This window comes from Paraburkholderia phymatum, from assembly GCF_038900715.1.
Classification (GTDB): Bacteria; Pseudomonadota; Gammaproteobacteria; order Burkholderiales; family Burkholderiaceae; genus Paraburkholderia; species Paraburkholderia phymatum_A.
The window spans coordinates 51,479-68,182 of record NZ_JAYMRZ010000003.1 but is presented as its reverse complement, the minus strand read 5'-3'; the positions used below and the strand labels follow the sequence as shown (position 1 = coordinate 68,182).

At 60.9% G+C, this 16,704-nt stretch carries 14 protein-coding genes; 6 read left to right on the top strand and 8 right to left on the bottom strand.

Annotated elements, in window-relative coordinates; all coding sequences use genetic code 11:
- Positions 1–4: 4 nt before the first annotated feature.
- From hydA to VSR68_RS06660, 3 genes are all read right to left on the bottom strand, one after another.
- Complete coding sequence (gene hydA / locus VSR68_RS06670) at positions 5–1,411, bottom strand: dihydropyrimidinase (RefSeq protein ID WP_342939062.1); 1,407 nt, start codon at positions 1,409–1,411, stop codon at positions 5–7.
- 10 nt (positions 1,412–1,421) lie between these two features.
- Positions 1,422–2,150 (bottom strand): maleate cis-trans isomerase family protein, encoded by a 729-nt coding sequence (locus VSR68_RS06665; RefSeq protein ID WP_342939061.1) that lies wholly within the window; start codon positions 2,148–2,150, stop codon positions 1,422–1,424.
- A gap of 80 nt (positions 2,151–2,230) precedes the next feature.
- Positions 2,231–3,529: an MFS transporter gene (locus VSR68_RS06660; RefSeq protein WP_342939060.1), complete on the bottom strand. Its 1,299-nt coding sequence runs from the start codon at positions 3,527–3,529 to the stop codon at positions 2,231–2,233.
- A 207-nt stretch (positions 3,530–3,736) separates the two neighbouring features.
- On the opposite strand from VSR68_RS06660, the gene VSR68_RS06655 reads away from it, so the two are divergent.
- From VSR68_RS06655 to VSR68_RS06640, 4 genes are all read left to right on the top strand, one after another.
- Entirely contained in the window at positions 3,737–4,450 is a 714-nt protein-coding gene (locus VSR68_RS06655; RefSeq protein ID WP_342939423.1) for a GntR family transcriptional regulator, read from the top strand.
- Between the two features lie 375 nt (positions 4,451–4,825).
- The gene (locus tag VSR68_RS06650) at positions 4,826–5,899 is read left to right on the top strand and encodes a hypothetical protein (protein WP_342939059.1); all 1,074 of its coding nucleotides are present in this window, start codon (positions 4,826–4,828) and stop codon (positions 5,897–5,899) included.
- A gap of 117 nt (positions 5,900–6,016) precedes the next feature.
- On the top strand, positions 6,017–6,643 hold the full coding sequence (locus tag VSR68_RS06645) for a class I SAM-dependent methyltransferase (RefSeq protein ID WP_342939058.1): 627 nt from the start codon (positions 6,017–6,019) through the stop codon (positions 6,641–6,643).
- 325 nt (positions 6,644–6,968) lie between these two features.
- Complete coding sequence (locus VSR68_RS06640) at positions 6,969–9,008, top strand: ATP-binding response regulator (RefSeq protein ID WP_342939057.1); 2,040 nt, start codon at positions 6,969–6,971, stop codon at positions 9,006–9,008.
- Between the two features lie 30 nt (positions 9,009–9,038).
- Here the strand turns inward: VSR68_RS06640 and VSR68_RS06635 are convergent, their stop codons facing one another.
- From VSR68_RS06635 to VSR68_RS06620, 4 genes are read right to left on the bottom strand one after another with little or no spacing between them, the layout of a single operon-like run.
- Positions 9,039–10,205, bottom strand: a complete 1,167-nt coding sequence (locus tag VSR68_RS06635; protein WP_342939056.1) for an ABC transporter ATP-binding protein — start codon at positions 10,203–10,205, stop codon at positions 9,039–9,041.
- Positions 10,202–10,855 (bottom strand): ABC transporter permease, encoded by a 654-nt coding sequence (locus tag VSR68_RS06630; RefSeq protein WP_342939055.1) that lies wholly within the window; start codon positions 10,853–10,855, stop codon positions 10,202–10,204. Before VSR68_RS06630 ends, VSR68_RS06635 begins: the two co-directional genes overlap by 4 nt.
- A 37-nt stretch (positions 10,856–10,892) precedes the next feature.
- Positions 10,893–11,771 carry a glycine betaine ABC transporter substrate-binding protein gene (locus VSR68_RS06625; RefSeq protein WP_428983471.1) on the bottom strand — a complete coding sequence of 293 codons (879 nt, stop codon included), beginning with the start codon at positions 11,769–11,771 and terminating at the stop codon, positions 10,893–10,895.
- A 35-nt stretch (positions 11,772–11,806) separates the two neighbouring features.
- Positions 11,807–12,526: an ABC transporter permease gene (locus VSR68_RS06620; protein ID WP_342939054.1), complete on the bottom strand. Its 720-nt coding sequence runs from the start codon at positions 12,524–12,526 to the stop codon at positions 11,807–11,809.
- Between the two features lie 810 nt (positions 12,527–13,336).
- Between VSR68_RS06620 and VSR68_RS06615 the strand changes: the two genes are divergently transcribed.
- Both VSR68_RS06615 and VSR68_RS06610 read left to right on the top strand, forming a co-directional pair.
- Positions 13,337–14,890: a hypothetical protein gene (locus tag VSR68_RS06615; protein WP_342939053.1), complete on the top strand. Its 1,554-nt coding sequence runs from the start codon at positions 13,337–13,339 to the stop codon at positions 14,888–14,890.
- A 129-nt stretch (positions 14,891–15,019) separates the two neighbouring features.
- Positions 15,020–15,364 carry a hypothetical protein gene (locus VSR68_RS06610; protein ID WP_342939052.1) on the top strand — a complete coding sequence of 115 codons (345 nt, stop codon included), beginning with the start codon at positions 15,020–15,022 and terminating at the stop codon, positions 15,362–15,364.
- Positions 15,365–15,437: 73 nt separating this feature from the next.
- On the opposite strand, the gene VSR68_RS06605 is transcribed toward VSR68_RS06610, so the two are convergent.
- Positions 15,438–16,592: a patatin-like phospholipase family protein gene (locus VSR68_RS06605; protein WP_342939051.1), complete on the bottom strand. Its 1,155-nt coding sequence runs from the start codon at positions 16,590–16,592 to the stop codon at positions 15,438–15,440.
- Between the last annotated feature and the right edge of the window lie 112 nt (positions 16,593–16,704).

Here is a 16,704-nt window from a genome sequence, read left to right as displayed (position 1 = left end):
AGAGTCAATCCAGGCAGGGCTTGCCGGCAGGCAAGAAGCGTCCGCGTCCGGTAGTCGTTGCCACGAGCGTGCCGTCCTCGACGAGCATCTCGCCGCGCGACAGGCAATGGCGCGGACAGCCCGTCACCTCGATGCCCTCATAGGGCGTGTAATCGACGGCGTGATGCAGCGATGCATTGCCGATCTTCACGCGCTTTTCCGGGTCCCATACGACGATGTCCGCGTCCGCGCCGATCGCGATCGTTCCTTTGCGCGGATAGAGTCCGTAGAGTTTCGCGGGCCGCAGCGAGGTCAGCTCGACGAACTGATGAAGCGACAGCCGCCCTTGCCGCACGCCGTCGAACAGTAGCGGCAGGCGCGTTTCGAGTCCGGGAATGCCGTTCGGAATGTGATCGAACGAGACCTGCTTGCCGCCCGGCTTCTTGCCTTGCGGATCGTCGTAGGAGAACGGCGCGTGGTCCGACGACACGATCGAGAACACGCCCTGGCGCAGCGCTTTCCACACTGCCTGCTGGTTAGCCGGATCGCGCGGCGGCGGACTGCATACGCACTTCGCGCCCTCATACTCGCCGCAGCCCAGATCGTCAGCCGTCAAATACATGTACTGCGGACAGGTCTCGGCGAGAATCGGCAGCCCGCGCGACTGGCCCCAGCGGATCTGCTCGATGGCATCGGCACCCGACACATGCACGATGAGAATCGGCACGTCGACCAGTTCCGCGAATGCGATCGCACGATGCGTGGCCTCGCGTTCGACGACGGCGGGCCGCGCGTGCGCATGGAAATGCGGCGCGTGATGCCCATTGCCGAGCAGCCGCTCCGTCAGCCAGCCGATGCAGTCCGAGTTCTCCGCATGCACCATCACGAGCGCGCCGTGTTGCCTCGCGACCGAGAGCACGTCGAGCATCTCGCGATCGTTGAGCTTGAGATCGTCGTAGGTCATGTAGACCTTGAACGATGTGTAGCCGTTGGCGATGAGGCGCGGCAGTTCTTCGGCAAGCACCTGAGGCGTCGGATCGGCGACGATCAGATGAAAGCCGTAGTCGATCAGCGCGCGACCTTCTGCGCGCCGGTGATAGTCGTCGACGGCGGCCTGCAACGACTGTCCCTTGTGCTGCGCGGCGAACGGGATCACCGTGGTCGTGCCGCCGCAGATCGCCGAGCGCGTGCCCGTGAAAAAGTCATCGGCCATGCGCAAGCCGTCGGGCATTGGCTGATCGAGGTGGCAGTGCCCGTCCACGCCGCCCGGCAGCACCAGCATTCCGCTCGCGTCGAGTTCGCGCGGCGCGCGCGGCAGACCTTGCCCGAGCATCGCCACGCGGCCGTCGCGAATGCCGATGTCGCACGAAAAACGGTCCGACGCGGTGACGACGTCGGCGTGACGAATCACGAAATCGAGATCGTTCGACATGGCCTCTTCCTCAGATCACGTCGCTGAACAGACGCCCCCAGCCGGTCACGCGGCGGGTGTCGTAATCGGCGAGTTGCAGCGACTTCCAGACGACTGTCGAGATCGTGTCGTAGATGGGAATGCCCGTTTCTTCTTCGAGTTCGGGGACGAGATGCGCGGCCTTCAGGTTCGTGCAGAAGATCGAGATCGCGCGCGGCTTCGATTCGGCTACTTCGCGCACCATGCGGCGGATTTCGTCGGGCGTCACCTCCGAGAACGAGAAGTTCACCTTCAGGTTCAGATGGCGCTCGGCGATGCAGTGCAGGCCGTCGCCGCGATAGTTCGCGACGATCTTCTCCTGAACGTCATCCAGATACGGCGTGACGAGACCGAATTCGTTCGCGCGGGTCTTCTTGAGGATCTCGTTCAGCGCGAGCACCGATGTGGTCGCGGGAATGCCCGTCGCCTCGGTGATGCGCCGGCACAACCGCTCGTCGGCATCGAAGCCGAGCCATCCGGACGACGTGCCGTTCCATGCGATCACGTCCACTTTCGCGTCGGCGAGCAGTTGCGCCGCTTGCAGGATCTTCGAATCGTCGAACTGGCCGAGCGCGTGATCGGATAGCGAGATCTCTGTGACGGGAAAGCGCGCGAAGTGCGCCGAGACGTCGGGCAGGCCGGACACCATCGCACTCGTCAAAGGTTCGAGCGACGTGTTGGAAGAAGGCGTCAGCATGCCGAGCAAGGTACGTTTTTTCATCGTGGTATCTCTGATGTGTGAATCAAGGCAATAAGGCGGAAGCAATACGGCAGAAGCAATACGTCGAGCGAATGGGCCCGTCAGACAGGAATCTTCTTTTCGTAATCGATTGCGCTCGAGCACAGCAGCAGACCGACGCCGGCCGCCGCGAAGAACATCAGCGCGAGGAAGTACGAGTGGGTCAACTGCACGATCGCGCCGACAATGATCGGCACCGCAATGCCGCCGATATTGCCGCCGAGGTTCATGAAGCCGCCGAGAAAGCCGATCTTGTTTCGCGTGCCGAGCGACGACGGAATGCACCAGTAGAGTCCGCACCAGCGCAGGAAGAAGAGCGTCGTCGAGAGCAGCGCGACCACGACAACGGGATTGGTGACATACGCGACCGAGAAGATCGATGCAGTGGCAACGAGCGCCGCGATGCCGAACAGCGTGCGCATCACGACGTTCGGACGCCCGCCCGCGGCCTTCCACTTGTCGGCAATCCAGCCGCCGATCAGCTCGCCGATGAAGCCGCTGAAAAAGATGATGAAGCTCGAGCCGCCCATCTGCTTGATGTCGAAGCCGTGGACCATGTGCAGGTAGTTCGGCATCCACGTGAGCAGGCCGTAGAACACGCTGTTGAAGCACATCCAGCCGAAGAACATGCCCCACACCGAGCGGTACTTGAAGAAGTCGCGCGTGCGTCCGGAGAGCGACGGCGGTTCGAGCGCGGCGTCGCGCGCATGTGATTCCTCGATGTACGCCGCTTCCTGTTCGTTGACGCCCGGATGCTCGCGCGGCGTGTTGCGCACGTAGAACCACGCGAGAATGCCGGCGAGCACGGTGCCCACGCCTGCCACCGCGAACGCGAGCCGCCACGAGCCAAGCACCGCGATGAGCCCGGTGATCAGGATCGCGCCCAGCGCTGCGCCGAGCGGCGCGCCGCCGTCGAGCAGCGTGGCGCCGCGGCCGCGTTCCGTCTGCGTCATCCAGATCGCGTTGAGCTTGCCGCCCGCAGGGTAGATCGGCGCTTCCGATGCGCCGAGGCCGAGACGGGTCAGCAGCAGACTCGGCGCGTTCGTGCACATCGCGGCGATGGCCTGAAAGAAGCCCCAGAAGACGGTGGCCGAAGCGATGACGATGCGCGGCTTGAAGCGGTCGGCGAGCATGCCGCCCGGAATCTGCATGACCGCATAGGTCCAGAAGAACGAACTGAGGATGAGTCCCTCCATTGCGGGACCGATCTCGAACTCCTTCGAAATGAGCGGCATGGCAACCGACAGCGACGCGCGATCGATGTAGTTGATCGCGATGAGGCTGAGCATGACGACGAAAATCTTCCAGCGGACGGTGGACTTACCCACCGCCATTGCGGCTACACCGGATGTTGAAGACATGAGCGGCTCCTGAGATAGGCGGGTGTTTTCGTGACGTCGCGCAACGTATGGCAGAGTATAGGATTAGAAATTTATAATTACAAACGCGATAAGTGATTGATATAAAAGAAATCAAGTAAAAATTCAGGGTATGTCCCAGGATCGTGTTAAGCTTGCGCTACGATGAATCAGGCGAACGGAACCCCTCTTTTGTTGCGCACCCGCGGCATGGCTGCGGAGATCGCCGCGCGTCTGCGCGTGATGATCGACGAGGGCGAATTGCCGCCCGGTGCGCGCATCGACGAGAAGGAACTGAGCACGGCATTCGACGTGTCGAAGACGCCGTTGCGCGAGGCGCTCAAGGTGCTGGTGTCGGAAGGGCGGGTGACGCATCGGCAATACATCGGCTATCGCGTTGCGCCGATCGATCTCGACGATCTCGCCAGCACGTTCGAGATGCTTCACGGCCTGGAAGCGATGGCGGGCGAACTCCTGCGCCAGCGCGTAACGTCGGCACAGGTGGCGGCTATCGCGGCGAAGCATCGGCGCATGGTCGACTGTCACAACGCCGGCAAGCGTCTCGAGTATTTCCGGCTCAACCAGCAGATCCACCAGATGATCGTCGATGCAGCGGGCAATCCTGTTCTGACGAACGTGTACGCGTCGTTGATGTCGAAGGTGCATCGCGCGCGCGGCGCCGCCAACGCCGATACGTTGCGCTGGGCCGAGTCGCTCGGCGAGCATGAGGCGATTCTTGCCGCGCTCGAAGCCCCCGATCATGCCAATCTGCCGCAAATCTTGCGCGAGCATTCCGAGAACACCGCTCGCGAAGTACTGGCCGTCTTGAATCGCACGCGCGGCGATGCCGCTTCGGTCCGGGAAGCGAGTGCTTCGGAGGCATCGGGCACGCACGAAGAAGTTGCGCAGTCCGATCAGTCCTGACGGGCGGCACGTATCGTCTTGTTGCATGACGCGATACCTGCCGCGGAAAGTCAAGGCGAAGTCTCTATAGCGACATGAAAAGTACTCTCCGCCTGTGCGAATGCATCACATTCTTTCTCGCGACGATCATTGAGTCACTGCATCGGATCAACCGTTTAAAGGCAAATCGCGGTTGACGACATGCACCTGTCACACGGAGCGCCTTCACTTCATTACGCGCAATTCGCGCCACGAACGAAGGAGCTAACGATGGCAAAAGATCGGTGTACCTTGTCTGGCATGCGGACGGAATCTAAAGGGAGAGCGTGGCGCTGGCTGCGGAACATCGCTTGCGCAATAGAGGCGATCTCCCTGGCAGCCTGGCCCGCCGTTGAGGTGCTCGCAAACGGTCACGATGACGGACATGGCGAAGGGCGCGCCTATGCGATCGGGCTATGGGGCGACTTGCCTTACTCCGACACGCAGGCACTGGTCGGTGTGCCGAACCTGATCGCCGACATGAACTCCCAGAAGCTCGCATTTACTGTCCACGACGGCGACCTCAAGGCCGGCAGTGGCACGCCCGGATCGGCAGTGCCTTCGATTTGCAGCGATGCTCTGTACGTGCAGACGCAGGGCTATTTCAACGCATTGAAATCGGCCGCGATGTTCACGCCCGGCGACAACGACTGGACCGACTGCGATCGTGCGTCGAATGGCGGCTTTTCGTCGAGAGAGAGGCTCGATCACGAGCGTCAACTCTTTTTCGGCTCTCCTTATTCGCTGGGGCAACGTCCGATTCTTCAGGAAGTACAGACGGAGAAGCTATGCCTCGACAGCAACAGTCACCTCATCAGCTGTGTCGAGAATCGACGCTGGACGATGAACGGCGTGGTTTATGCAACGCTCAACATCCAGGGGTCGTGCAACAACCTTTGCGATACGAATCCGGACCCGGCGGAGTATGCGGCGCGGAACCATGCCGATATCGTCTGGATGCGGCAGACATTCGATGAAGCGAAAGCGCGCGGCGCTTCGGCGATCATGTTCATTTCACAAGCCGATCCGGGTTGGGACAATTCAGACGCTACGCGTGCGCCGACGCGCGATCCAAAGACGCTGATCGAAAACGACATGTTGCCAGGCTCCGATCCGGCGTTTCCCGGCCCGACGCCCGACGGCTTCAAAGACTTCCTGCTGGCGTTGCGCGATGAGGTCATCGCGTTCAGAAAGCCGGTTGCCTATGTGCATGGCGATTCGCACTACTTCCGCATCGATCGGCCTTTTCTGGATGCTCAAGGCAGGCGGCTCGAGAACTTCCTTCGCGTCGAAACCTTTGGCGACAACCAGGCGAACGGCAATAACGACGTGCACTGGTTGAAAGTGTTCGTCGACGACCGCACGCGCGAGGTCTTTTCGTTCCAGCCGCAGATCGTGCCGGCGAATCGAACTGCCGTTCCGCAGCCGTAGATTCGATGCGCGAGTGGGTGCTGAGGGCCGCGGAAAAGGCGTCTATGCGGCCTTCGGACGGAGTGCGCACCAGATCATCTGCCAAACTTCCCGAATCACCAGACCGGAGAGTCGTCAGTGTCTATCAACGTAAGCGGCACAGAGGGCTACGCGGAAGCCGCTCAATCGCTGATCACTCAATGGCAGAACATCTCGTTTGCCGAGCACCACGCGGCTGTTTTGCAACTGATTCCAACCCGCCCGTCCAATGTGCTCGACGTTGGCGCAGGTATAGGAACCGACGCGGCTGCGCTTGCTGCAATGGGGCATAACGTGGTCGCCGTCGAGCCGGTCGACGAGTTCAGAGCCGCTGGCGTCAAGCTGCATCCGGCATCGCGGATCGAATGGCTCGACGATAGCCTTCCGGACCTCAGCGTCCTGCGCGCAATGACAAGACGTTTCGATCTCGCGATGCTGACGGCCGTCTGGATGCATCTCGACGAAGAAGAGCGTCGTCGCGCGATGCCGAATGTCGTTCGTCTGCTGTCCGACGGCGCTTTGCTGATGATGTCGTTGCGGCACGGTCCGATTCCAGACGGCCGTCGGATGTTCGACGTCTCAGCCGAAGAGACCGTCCAGCTCGCGAATCTCCACGGCTTGCAACCGATACGCGTCGTTCGATCGGAGTCTGTCCAACGATCGAACCGGCGCATGAACGTGACATGGACTCGACTTGTATTTGCCCAAGGCTCCGTAGTGAGCTGACTTTCACCGGATACGCGAGCGAGAACTTTTCAAATCGATCGCGCACCCATCCCGTTACGCCGATGAAATCGCTTCCATAGCGAAGGGTCCGGGTTTGTCTCGGTTAAACAGGCGCCGCGCGGCAGGTACAGTGTCACGCGCGGTGCGGTGAACCGACGTGGACCGACATGGATCGACGTCATGCGCCGAGTGATAGATACCTTCAGTCACACGCAAACGTAATCTTGAAGAAACAGTCCATGAGAAAGAGGCTGATTGACACGAAGGGGCGTCCCGCTGCCGGCACGGCATGGCGGCTCAGGTGCTTTCGCCTGTGGAGGCAGGCATGAAGCGGGACCTTTTGCTGGATTCGCGAGGCGCCTCCAGCCTCAGCGATCTCGCTCGCAGGCTGGCGCGCACACGTCGTCAGCTGTTGCGTCGATGGTTAGCCGAGACGTTGAAACAGTGCGCGCGCACCGATGCGGACGGCAAACGGGGACTCATCGGCTATTTCGCTTACGTGCTGTCCGAAGTGTGCGCCGCGCTGCTGATCGCCGAGAGCGACGCTTCCGTATCGGTGAATGCGGGCATCGTCCAGCCAGGCAGATTCTGGCCAGCCGAGTGGCGGGTCACGGATCTGTTTCGCAACATCGAACTGCTGCAACGCTGTCTGAAGGACGAGATCCGCGCCTATTTCGGTCCCGTGGCCGCTTCCGTCGATGTACACATGCGGGCGCACGAGATCGTCGAGCGCACGTTTCGCGCGATTATCGAAAGCGCGATCGACGGGCAATTGCAACGTCAGGCCGCCGAGGTGTCGGCGGCACAGGACAGCCTGCAAAAAGCGCTGATCACGCTTCAGGCCACGGAGGAACGGTTGCGCGTCGCGACCAGCGCGGCCGGCATCGGCATCTTCGAATGGAGTGGCGCGTCGCGCAAAGGAGTGTGGGAAAACCGGCAGATGTACGAGATTACCGGACAGCCGGAGCACCGTGGCCCGTTGACGGAAACCGAGTTCATGACGTCGGTCGTGCACCCGACCGACGTCGAATTGCTGCGATCGCATTTTCAGTCCCGGTTCGTGTCGGGGCAGCCTGTGCATGTCGCGTTCCGGCTCTATCGGGTAACTGACCGGGCGCTCAGGACCGTCGAAATGTTCGGGTACCTCCGTCCGCCCGTGCGGCAGGACGATTATGTGTTCGTCGGCAGCCTGTGCGACGTGACAGAGCGCGCGGATGCAGAGGCGAAACTGAAGGACGCCGATCGCCGCAAGGACATCTTTCTCGCAACGCTGGCTCATGAACTGCGCAACCCGCTGGCGCCCGTGCGCAACGCGGCGCATCTGCTGGGCCAAAGCGCAGGCGCCGATCCCGTCAAGCGAGAGTGGCTGCGCAACGTGATCGAACGCCAGACCGGTCATCTGTCGCATCTGATCGACGACCTGCTCGACGTATCGCGGATCACGACGGGCAAGATCGAATTGCGGCGCGAGGTCTTCGATATCCGGCGGGCGCTGGACCATGCGCTCGAAATCACCATGCCGGCTGCGCTGCAGCGGCATCACGACATCGTGCGTCTGCCGCTTGAACAGCCTGTTCATGTCGATGGCGACCCTGCACGGATAACGCAGATGTTTTCGAATCTGCTGGACAACGCCATCAAATACACGGATGACGGCGGGCGGATCGTTGTAAGTGCAAGCGTCGTCGGGCGGGACATATGCGTCACCGTGTCGGACACGGGCACGGGCATTTCCGGCGATGCGCTGCCTCACGTGTTCGATCTGTTCGTACAGGGCTCGGGCCACGGCGAGCCATCGAGAGGCGGTCTCGGTATCGGGCTGTCGGTTTGCAAGACGCTGACGGAGATGCACGGAGGGACGATTGCTGCGCGGAGCGAGGGCAGAAACTTGGGCAGTGAGTTCGAGATCCGTCTACCCATCTGCGCGGATAGCAACCACGAGGCGGCGGACGCGAATGAAGCCGGGCAACGGCCGCCTGTTTCGCTGCGCATCCTGATCGTGGACGACAACACCGATGCGGCACTATCGCTCGCGATGATCTTCGACACGCACGATGTGCGCACCGCACACAGCGGTGAAGAAGCGCTTCAGATCGCCGTTTTCTTCGAACCGCAGGTCGTGTTTCTCGACCTCGGTCTGCCGGGGATCAGCGGCTACGACGTCGCGCGTCGGCTGAGGGACAACGTGAGGGACCAGCAGGCCGAAGGTCAATGCGTCGAAATCGTTGCCGTGTCGGGTTATGGTCAGCCCGAGGACCAGGCCCGCTCGATAATGGCCGGCTGCGACAGTCACCTTGTCAAGCCGGTCAAGATCGAGGAGCTGGTCGCGATCGTGGCGCGCATCGCCAGTCATAGCCAGCCATAGCGAGCAATAGCGATTAAGCGCACTCGTGCGTCAAGTGCCCGCCATCTCGCTTGCCTTGCCTTGTGGCGCCATGCCCGTCTGATGGCGCGAGCGGCCCGAGCTCAGGTAGTCCGCAATCGAGTCTTGCGTGACTTCGCCGACATATACGCCGTCGGTATCGAGAACAGGCATCCACGACGTTCGAAACTGGTACATCTTCGAGAGCACGATTCGCAGATTGTCGCCGTCGGATACGGTGGCCTGGAATTCAGCCAGCTTGTCCGCGCATACGCCTTCCGCATTGCGCGCGGAGCGGCGCGTGACGAAGCCGCGCGCGTGGAAGGTTTCGTCCACAACGGTCAGATAGCGGAAGTCGTGTTCGTCCATCGTCGAGAACGCCGCTGAGAGCGGCGTGTCGGGACGCGCGGTCTCCGGCGTCGTCGCGGCGTCGCCGGCCTTCACCAGCAGCAGGCGCTTCAACGTGCTGTCCGCGCCGACAAACTGACCGACGAAGTCATCGCGCGGATGCGCAAGCAGCGTGTCCGGGTGGTCGTACTGCACGAGCTTGCCGCGCCGGAACACGGCCACGCGATCGCCGAGCTTGATCGCCTCGTCGATGTCATGGCTCACCATGATCACGGTCTTCTTCAGTTGCCGCTGCATCTGGAAGAACTCGTTCTGAATCGCCTCGCGGTTGATCGGATCGACTGCACCGAACGGCTCGTCCATCAGAAGCACGGGCGGGTCCGCCGCGAGTGCGCGAATCACGCCGATACGCTGCTGCTGTCCACCCGACAACTCGCGCGGATAGCGCTTCAGATACTGCTTCGGATCGAGCGCGACCATCGACATCAGTTCGGTCGCGCGCTCCGCGCAACGTTTCTTGTCCCAGCCGAGCAGGCGTGGCACGACCGTGATGTTTTCCTCGATCGTCATGTTCGGGAACAGGCCGATCTGCTGGATCACGTAGCCGATATGACGGCGCAAGTCCGTTTCGTTCAGCTTGCCGGTGTCCTCGCCGTTGATCAGCACGCGGCCCGAGGTCGGCTCGATCAAGCGGTTGATCATCTTGAGCGTGGTCGTCTTGCCGCAGCCCGACGGTCCGAGAAACACGCAGATTTCGCCCTCGTCCACCTTGAGGCTGACAGAATCGACGGCGTGCACTTGCTGGCCGTCTTTCTGCGTAAAAGTCTTGGTCAACTGGTCGAGTTCGATCATGTTTCCTGTACTCCCTTCGGTGTCAGTACGCGCTGCAACAGTTGCAGCAGCAAATCGGCGACGATCGCCAGGATGCTCACGAGCACCGCGCCCACCAGCAGCTTCATCATGCTGCTCTGGCCGATCGCGCGCAGAATCAGCGTGCCGAGGCCGCCCGCGCCAATGACCGCGGCAATCGTCATCACGCCGATGTTCATCACGACGGCAGTGCGCACACCGCCCAGGATCACCGGCACGGCGAGCGGAAGCTCCACGAGCCGCAGTCGCTGCCAGCGTGTCATGCCGATGCCGATGCCCGCTTCCTTGATGCTCGCTTCGACGCTATGCAGCGCGAGATAGGTGTTGCGCATGATCGGCAGCAGCGAATAGAGAAAGACGGCGGTGATCGCGGGCACTGCGCCGATACCTTCGCCGAAGCGCGAGAAGACCGGGATCATCAGGCCGAACAGCGCGATCGACGGCAGCGTGAGGATCACCGTCGCGATGCCGAGCAGCGGCGCGGCGAGCCATTCCCAGCGGCTCATCAGGACGCCGAGCGGCACGCCGGCGATGATCGCGCAGCCCACCGCGAGGCTCACGAGCCACGCATGCTGCAGCGTGAGTTGAAGCAGTTCAGGCCAGTTCGCCGACAGATAGTCGAACAGGTTCATCGTTCCTCCGTTGTTGCGGCAGTTGTTGCGGCAGTCGTTACGGCAGTTGATGCGCGCGCAGGAATTCGGCCGCGACCGCCTGCACCGACTTGCCGTCTATATCGACCTGCTTGTCCATGTCGAGGACCACCTCGTTGTTCAAGAGCGCCGATAGTGCGTTCAGTTGTTCCGTGAGCTTCGGGTTCTGCTGAAGGATCGGCGCGCGTACCACAGGGGTCGCGTTGTATGGCGGGAAGAAGTGCTTGTCGTCCTCGAGCGGCACGATGCCGAAGCCCTTCACGCGGCCGTCGGTCGTATAGACGAGGCCGATCGCGATCTGGTTGTTGTGGAGGGCGGTGTAGACGAGGCCAGGGTCCATCTGGCGCGTCTCCTTGCGCGTGAAGTGCATGTCGTAAGCGGCTTCGAGCGGCTTCAGGCCGTCCGGACGATTCGCGAATTCCGCGTCCATGCCGAACACGTGACGCATGCCTTCCGGGTCGCTCTTCATCTTCGCGGCCAGTTGCGAGATCGTGCGAATACCGGTTTTTTTGGCCGCTTCGGCAGGCAGCGCGAGCGCGTACGTGTCGTTCATCGGCGACTTGTTCATCCACACGAGGCCGCGCTTCGCATCGAGATCTTTCACGCGCTGGTACATCTCATCGGGCGTCATCTTTTCCGTGAGCTTGTCGTAGACGAGCGCCGCCGTGCCCGTGTATTCCCACGTCAGATCGACCTGGTTGTTCTCCTGCGCGCTGCGCAACAGCACGCTGCCGAGGCCCGTGCGCGTTTCTATCGTGTAGCCGCGCGAGCGCAGATACTGCGCCGTGATCTCGACGAGCACGTATTGCTCGGTGAAGTTCTTGCCACCGACGACGATCTTCGAGGCCCACACTGGCATGCTCAGACACGCGGTCACACAACCGGCGATCACCAGCATAACGATGCGGTTCAGTCGATCAGCAATGAGTCGCGTCATGCCGCCACCCCCTTGCGCGTGAGCCATACGCGACTGACCGTCGAGACGATCGCGTCGAGCAGCAGCGCGAGAATGGCCGTGGCGGCCGCGCCGAGAAGCAGCATCTGGTTGTTGTTGAGGTTGATGCCGGGAAAGATCAGTGTGCCGAGGCTGTCCGCGCCGATCAGATACGCAAGCGGCGCTGTGCCGACGTTGATTGCGAGCGCCGTGCGAATGCCGCCGACGATGATCGGCATCGAATTGGGCAGCTCGACTCGCAACAGCGATTGCGTGTTCGTCATGCCGAGCCCGCGCGCCGCTTCGAGCAGCGCGGGCGCGACGCCTTTCATGCCGACGTACGCGTTTCGCGTGATCGGCAGTAGCGACGCGAAGAACAGCGCGACGATAGCCGGCACGTCACCGATGCCGAAGATGCCGAGCGCGATCGCCAGCACGGCGAGCGACGGCACCGTGTTGCCGATGTTGAAGATCTGCATGAACGCTTCGGCCTGGCGCGCCATCGACGGCCGGCTCAACAACACGCCCATCGGCACGCCCACGAGGATCGCAAGCACCATCGAATAACCCACCAGCACCAGATGCCGGATTGCGTAGTAAGCGAGGTCGCCAGAGTACTGACGATAAGTGTCGGGCTCGATCGCCCGTGTGAGAAACACGACGATGAGCGCGACGAAGATCAGGCTGCCCGCAAAGCGGACAGTGCGTCGGTTAGGCAAGATGGCCTCCCTTTTCTGGCTGAAGCGGAACCTGTGGCCGCTATGGAAGCATCCGGCAGAGCGCGTGGTCCATTCGGGTGGCGACGGCTCAGACCGGTGACGAAGGCGGCAGCGTCGGCGGCACGGAGGCGACCGGATGCTGCATACGGTCAGGCCGATGGCCTGCCGCTCGTTGAACGAGGAACGCGCGGGTGGCGACGTTCCGCGGATTTCAAAGGTGTGGTTGTTGGTTTCCCTTGTTGCTGTGAACTCGAGTGCTTCGCGATGAGCACCGGGAGCGAGTCAGCAAGCAGCGTGCCCGACCGCGCTGACGAACTCGATGCGGAAGCCGGCATTTCCATCAGATCATTCCCTAATTCAACACGATATCGCTCCCTAATTAGGTGCCAAATAAATGGGGATCTATAAAGAATAAAATTCCGACAATTGGGAAGCAAGTCTTCTAAACACAGCATATAAACGTTTTCCTCGTAACATTGTGTTACACAGCGCGGTAACACGACTCCTAATCATCATTTAGGTGAAAAAAATCTCTTGACGTTGCATTCATCAGAAGAAACGACTTATTTGAGTTTTCGCCCTAATGTGCGCGCTTTCCGCTGCCGAAAACCAGGAATTAATTACGCGCATTCGCGAGCACCAAGGCAGTAATTACCGATAAAAGTTACTGGTCTCCGCTTCACAGTTTTCGCGGAGGTCAATGGCAAATATTTCGGCATCCGAAGTAAATGCATCGGTCGTCACTCGCCATATGTGCCGCTGTATCAACCGTTCCCTTTTTTAGCCATTTTTCGGCAGCGGACCATTTCCATGACTAATCGACGTCAATTTCTAGGCCGCGTCGCGGCACTTGGTGGCAGCTACGTGCTCACCGCATGTGGCGGCTCATCCGATTTCGGCGCGGGCGACACCGCTACGGCTAAAGCAGCCAAAGCAGCCAGAGCGGCAGCGGCCTCCGCCAACGGCACAACGATTCCGCCCGCCAACTCGATCATCGACAATCAGGGCGCCGTCTGGACCCTGGTTGGCGGCTCGGTCTACAAAGATGGGGTCAAGGCCAACAACAACTACAACGTGTCGATGGTGCTGTGGTACGGCGGCGGCGTCTATCACCAGGGCACGGGCGGGCAGTTTTACGGATGGAACGGCACCACGTGGATCGCATGCAACGATCCGCGTCTGGGCGGCACTTCTGCAGATGGCACGACGATTCCGTCCGCCTCGTACATCATCGACAAGCTGGGTAATGTGTGGACCGTCGTGAACGGCGTCATCTATCGGAATAACAATACCGTCGGCAATACCTACAACGTTTCGCTGCTGCTGTGGTACGGCAGCAAGATCTGGCATCGCGGCACGGGTGGGCAGTTCTATGTCTATACGGACTCGGGCACCTGGTTGCCGTGCAACGATCCGCGCATCGTGTCGGCGGCGACGGCTGGCACGTTCTACGGCATCAACGGACATTACGATTACCGCTACACGCCCGACCAGATCGTGTCGATCATGAAGAGCATGGGATGCTCGACTTACCGCGTCGGTTGCATCGACGATCCGGTGTCGCTGGGCGCAGTCGTCGCGCTGGCCAAGGCCTTCCAGGCAGCGGGTCTCACGTTGTTCGTGCTCGTCAATTTCGGCATCCACGAATCGCCTGGCGTGATGTTCTCGAGCGAATCGGCTGCCTACAACCGCACACGCGCAGGCGCGGCCACTATCGCGGCTGCGCTCGCACCGTGGGGCGTCACGATGTACGAATGCGGCAACGAGTTGACCCGCGAAAGCGAGATCATCCTCGATCAGACCACTGCGGGATCGAAAACAGTCGACTTCAACAACGCGAACTGGCCGATCATGCGCGGCGCGATGCGCGGCATGATCGACGGCGTGAAGTCGGTGCAGCCCACGGCCAAATGCGGCGTCAACTTTTGCGTCGCGGACGTCGGCGCATCCGACGCACTGTGGGACGGCATGCAGCCGGACGGCACGGGTGGCTATCCGCAAGTGCGCTGGGACATGACGACGTGGCACAACTACGAAGTCTACGGCGACATCTTCAACGTCGGCACGGATGGAGCAGGCCCTGGATTCGATCTGCCGAGCTACTGCAAGGCTCGCTACGGCGTACCGTTCCTGATCACGGAATGGAACACCGGACCGGAAAGCACGGAAGCCTATCGCGCGAACTACATCAGCACGCAGTTCGCGAACTACTATCGCGCGCGGAAGACGAAGAACATCCAGTCGGTGATGTACTACGTGCTCGACAGCGGGGATACGACTTACGGCCTGATGATCGACGGAGCCGTGGTGGCTCAGCCGTATAACGCATTTACCGCTTTCGTCGCCGGCAACCCTGACGTCTGATGGACTAATCGGTTCGTGCAGGCCCAGGCGCATCAACGGATGCGTCTGGGCGGGTCTCTGAACATGCCGGCGCGTGGCCGGTGCAACCCGATCGAACTGTGCGGAACGACGCGTGCTCACGTAACCGACGTGACAGCCAGCCGAAACCGCAACCGCAACCATCGCCTGCGCATCGCCCGATCCGATGCGTTCCGCCTCTGCATGCAGTCTCTTGTCGCAAGCGCGCTTGCGTATGGGAGCATGAAGCTCGTCGATTCGCCGAGCCTCACTTGGTGCGTTTTCTCCAGCCTCTTTACGCTGCAAGTGAATCTCGACCGTAGCCTGAAGAGCGGCATCGGACAGACCATCGGCGCGACGCCTGGCACCGTCGCGGGACTCGCGGCGTTGTACTTCTTTCCCATTGCCGCCGATGCGTTGCCGAGGCTCGCTCTCGGTGAGAACCGCTCATTGAAAACCGCCTCGCCCCGCAACTGAAAGCAGCGGGGCTACAGTTCGCTATCCGGCCATTCGCATCGACCATACTCTTTGCGTGCGAAGTCCTTTCGGCTCATCTGAAAGTATTCTTTCTGCTCAACAGGTCGTCCAGAACCTGATCGGGAAAGTCCTTCGCTGGAGGCGCGCTCGGTAGTCCAGTCACTCGCGGCGCAGTGCTGGAGAGCGAAGAATAGTATTTGTTCAGCCAGTCATCTGCCGCTTTCCATCCTTTTTCATAAAGCTCTCGGAGAAACTCTCTCACGACTACAGCCTTCGATGCATAGCCGAGTGTCCTCATGTATGGTTCATCGGTAATCCGGTAGAGGTTCACGCGGTTGAACGGGAGCGGCCCGAGCGTCTCCAGCGCCTGCCTGACCGATGCATTGTCCTTTGGTTTCTCATCGAGATAGTCGAGCACTTTATTCATGGCTTCTATCGCGTTGATCTCATGTATGAGCGACGAGTTGAACGTCACCTCGTTGACCCGATTGCTGATCGCCATCGCCGTCAAGGGCCTTTCGCTGCGCGCGAACGGGTTGAGCTGAATGATGACCACGTCCGTCGCGTGAGGGATCAACGGGCTCAAGGGCGGGTTGCCCATGAATCCACCATCCCAGTAGTCGTAGTCGCCGTAGTGTGCCGGCATGAAGATCTGCGGGATGCTCGCCGATGCCTTGAGTACTTCGAGCGTAACAGCACTCTTCGCGAAGATATCGCGACGTCCCAGTGTGATATTCGTCGTCGCGATGTAAAGATGAGGCGGCTCGCGTTGAAGTTGCAGTGTCGGAAAGTCGATCTTGTTGCCGAGTACCTGCGCCAGCCAGTCGTATTGCGGAAAGAAGAGCGGAGACCAGAGCTGGTTGCTTAGCGCGGCTGTCAATGCAACAGGGGAGGAGTCGATGTTCCATGATCCCGTCGTCTCGTGCCAGGCTTTTGCCGTCACCGTATACGGGCTGAATGGCGCATCGGCCGCATCCGATAGCCAGTATTCCTTCAGCAGCTTCCTTGCATTTTGCGCACGCAATACCTGTTCATCGTCCGTGCCGAGCGCGTAGGCACACAGGGTCGCGTTGAAGCCACCGGCGCTGGTGCCGCTCAACGCGACGATATCGAGCCGGTCGCGTTCCACTTCTTCCAGCAGTCGGTCGAGCGCGCCCCAGCTGAACGCGCCATGTGCACCGCCACCTTGCACGGCAACTGCGATACGTTTGCGATCATGTGCGTCCATAGGATGCCTCGGCTCATAAGATGTTCAACGCGCTCGCGTTGCGCGCTCATAAGACACGTATCGAGTTGGCGCGCGATGAGAAAGAACGGCGTTGAAGTTCGTTTCCGCGATA

Bases quoted from the DNA above. Each gene is read 5' to 3' on its own strand.
- hydA (WP_342939062.1), bottom strand. From the start codon at position 1,411: ATGTCGAACGATCTCGATTTCGTGATTCGTCACGCCGACGTCGTCACC.
- VSR68_RS06665 (WP_342939061.1), bottom strand. From the start codon at position 2,150: ATGAAAAAACGTACCTTGCTCGGCATGCTGACGCCTTCTTCCAACACG.
- VSR68_RS06660 (WP_342939060.1), bottom strand. From the start codon at position 3,529: ATGTCTTCAACATCCGGTGTAGCCGCAATGGCGGTGGGTAAGTCCACC.
- VSR68_RS06655 (WP_342939423.1), top strand. From the start codon at position 3,737: ATGGCTGCGGAGATCGCCGCGCGTCTGCGCGTGATGATCGACGAGGGC.
- VSR68_RS06640 (WP_342939057.1), top strand. From the start codon at position 6,969: ATGAAGCGGGACCTTTTGCTGGATTCGCGAGGCGCCTCCAGCCTCAGC.
- VSR68_RS06635 (WP_342939056.1), bottom strand. From the start codon at position 10,205: ATGATCGAACTCGACCAGTTGACCAAGACTTTTACGCAGAAAGACGGC.
- VSR68_RS06630 (WP_342939055.1), bottom strand. From the start codon at position 10,855: ATGAACCTGTTCGACTATCTGTCGGCGAACTGGCCTGAACTGCTTCAA.
- VSR68_RS06625 (WP_428983471.1), bottom strand. From the start codon at position 11,771: ATGCTGGTGATCGCCGGTTGTGTGACCGCGTGTCTGAGCATGCCAGTG.
- VSR68_RS06615 (WP_342939053.1), top strand. From the start codon at position 13,337: ATGACTAATCGACGTCAATTTCTAGGCCGCGTCGCGGCACTTGGTGGC.
- VSR68_RS06605 (WP_342939051.1), bottom strand. From the start codon at position 16,592: ATGGACGCACATGATCGCAAACGTATCGCAGTTGCCGTGCAAGGTGGC.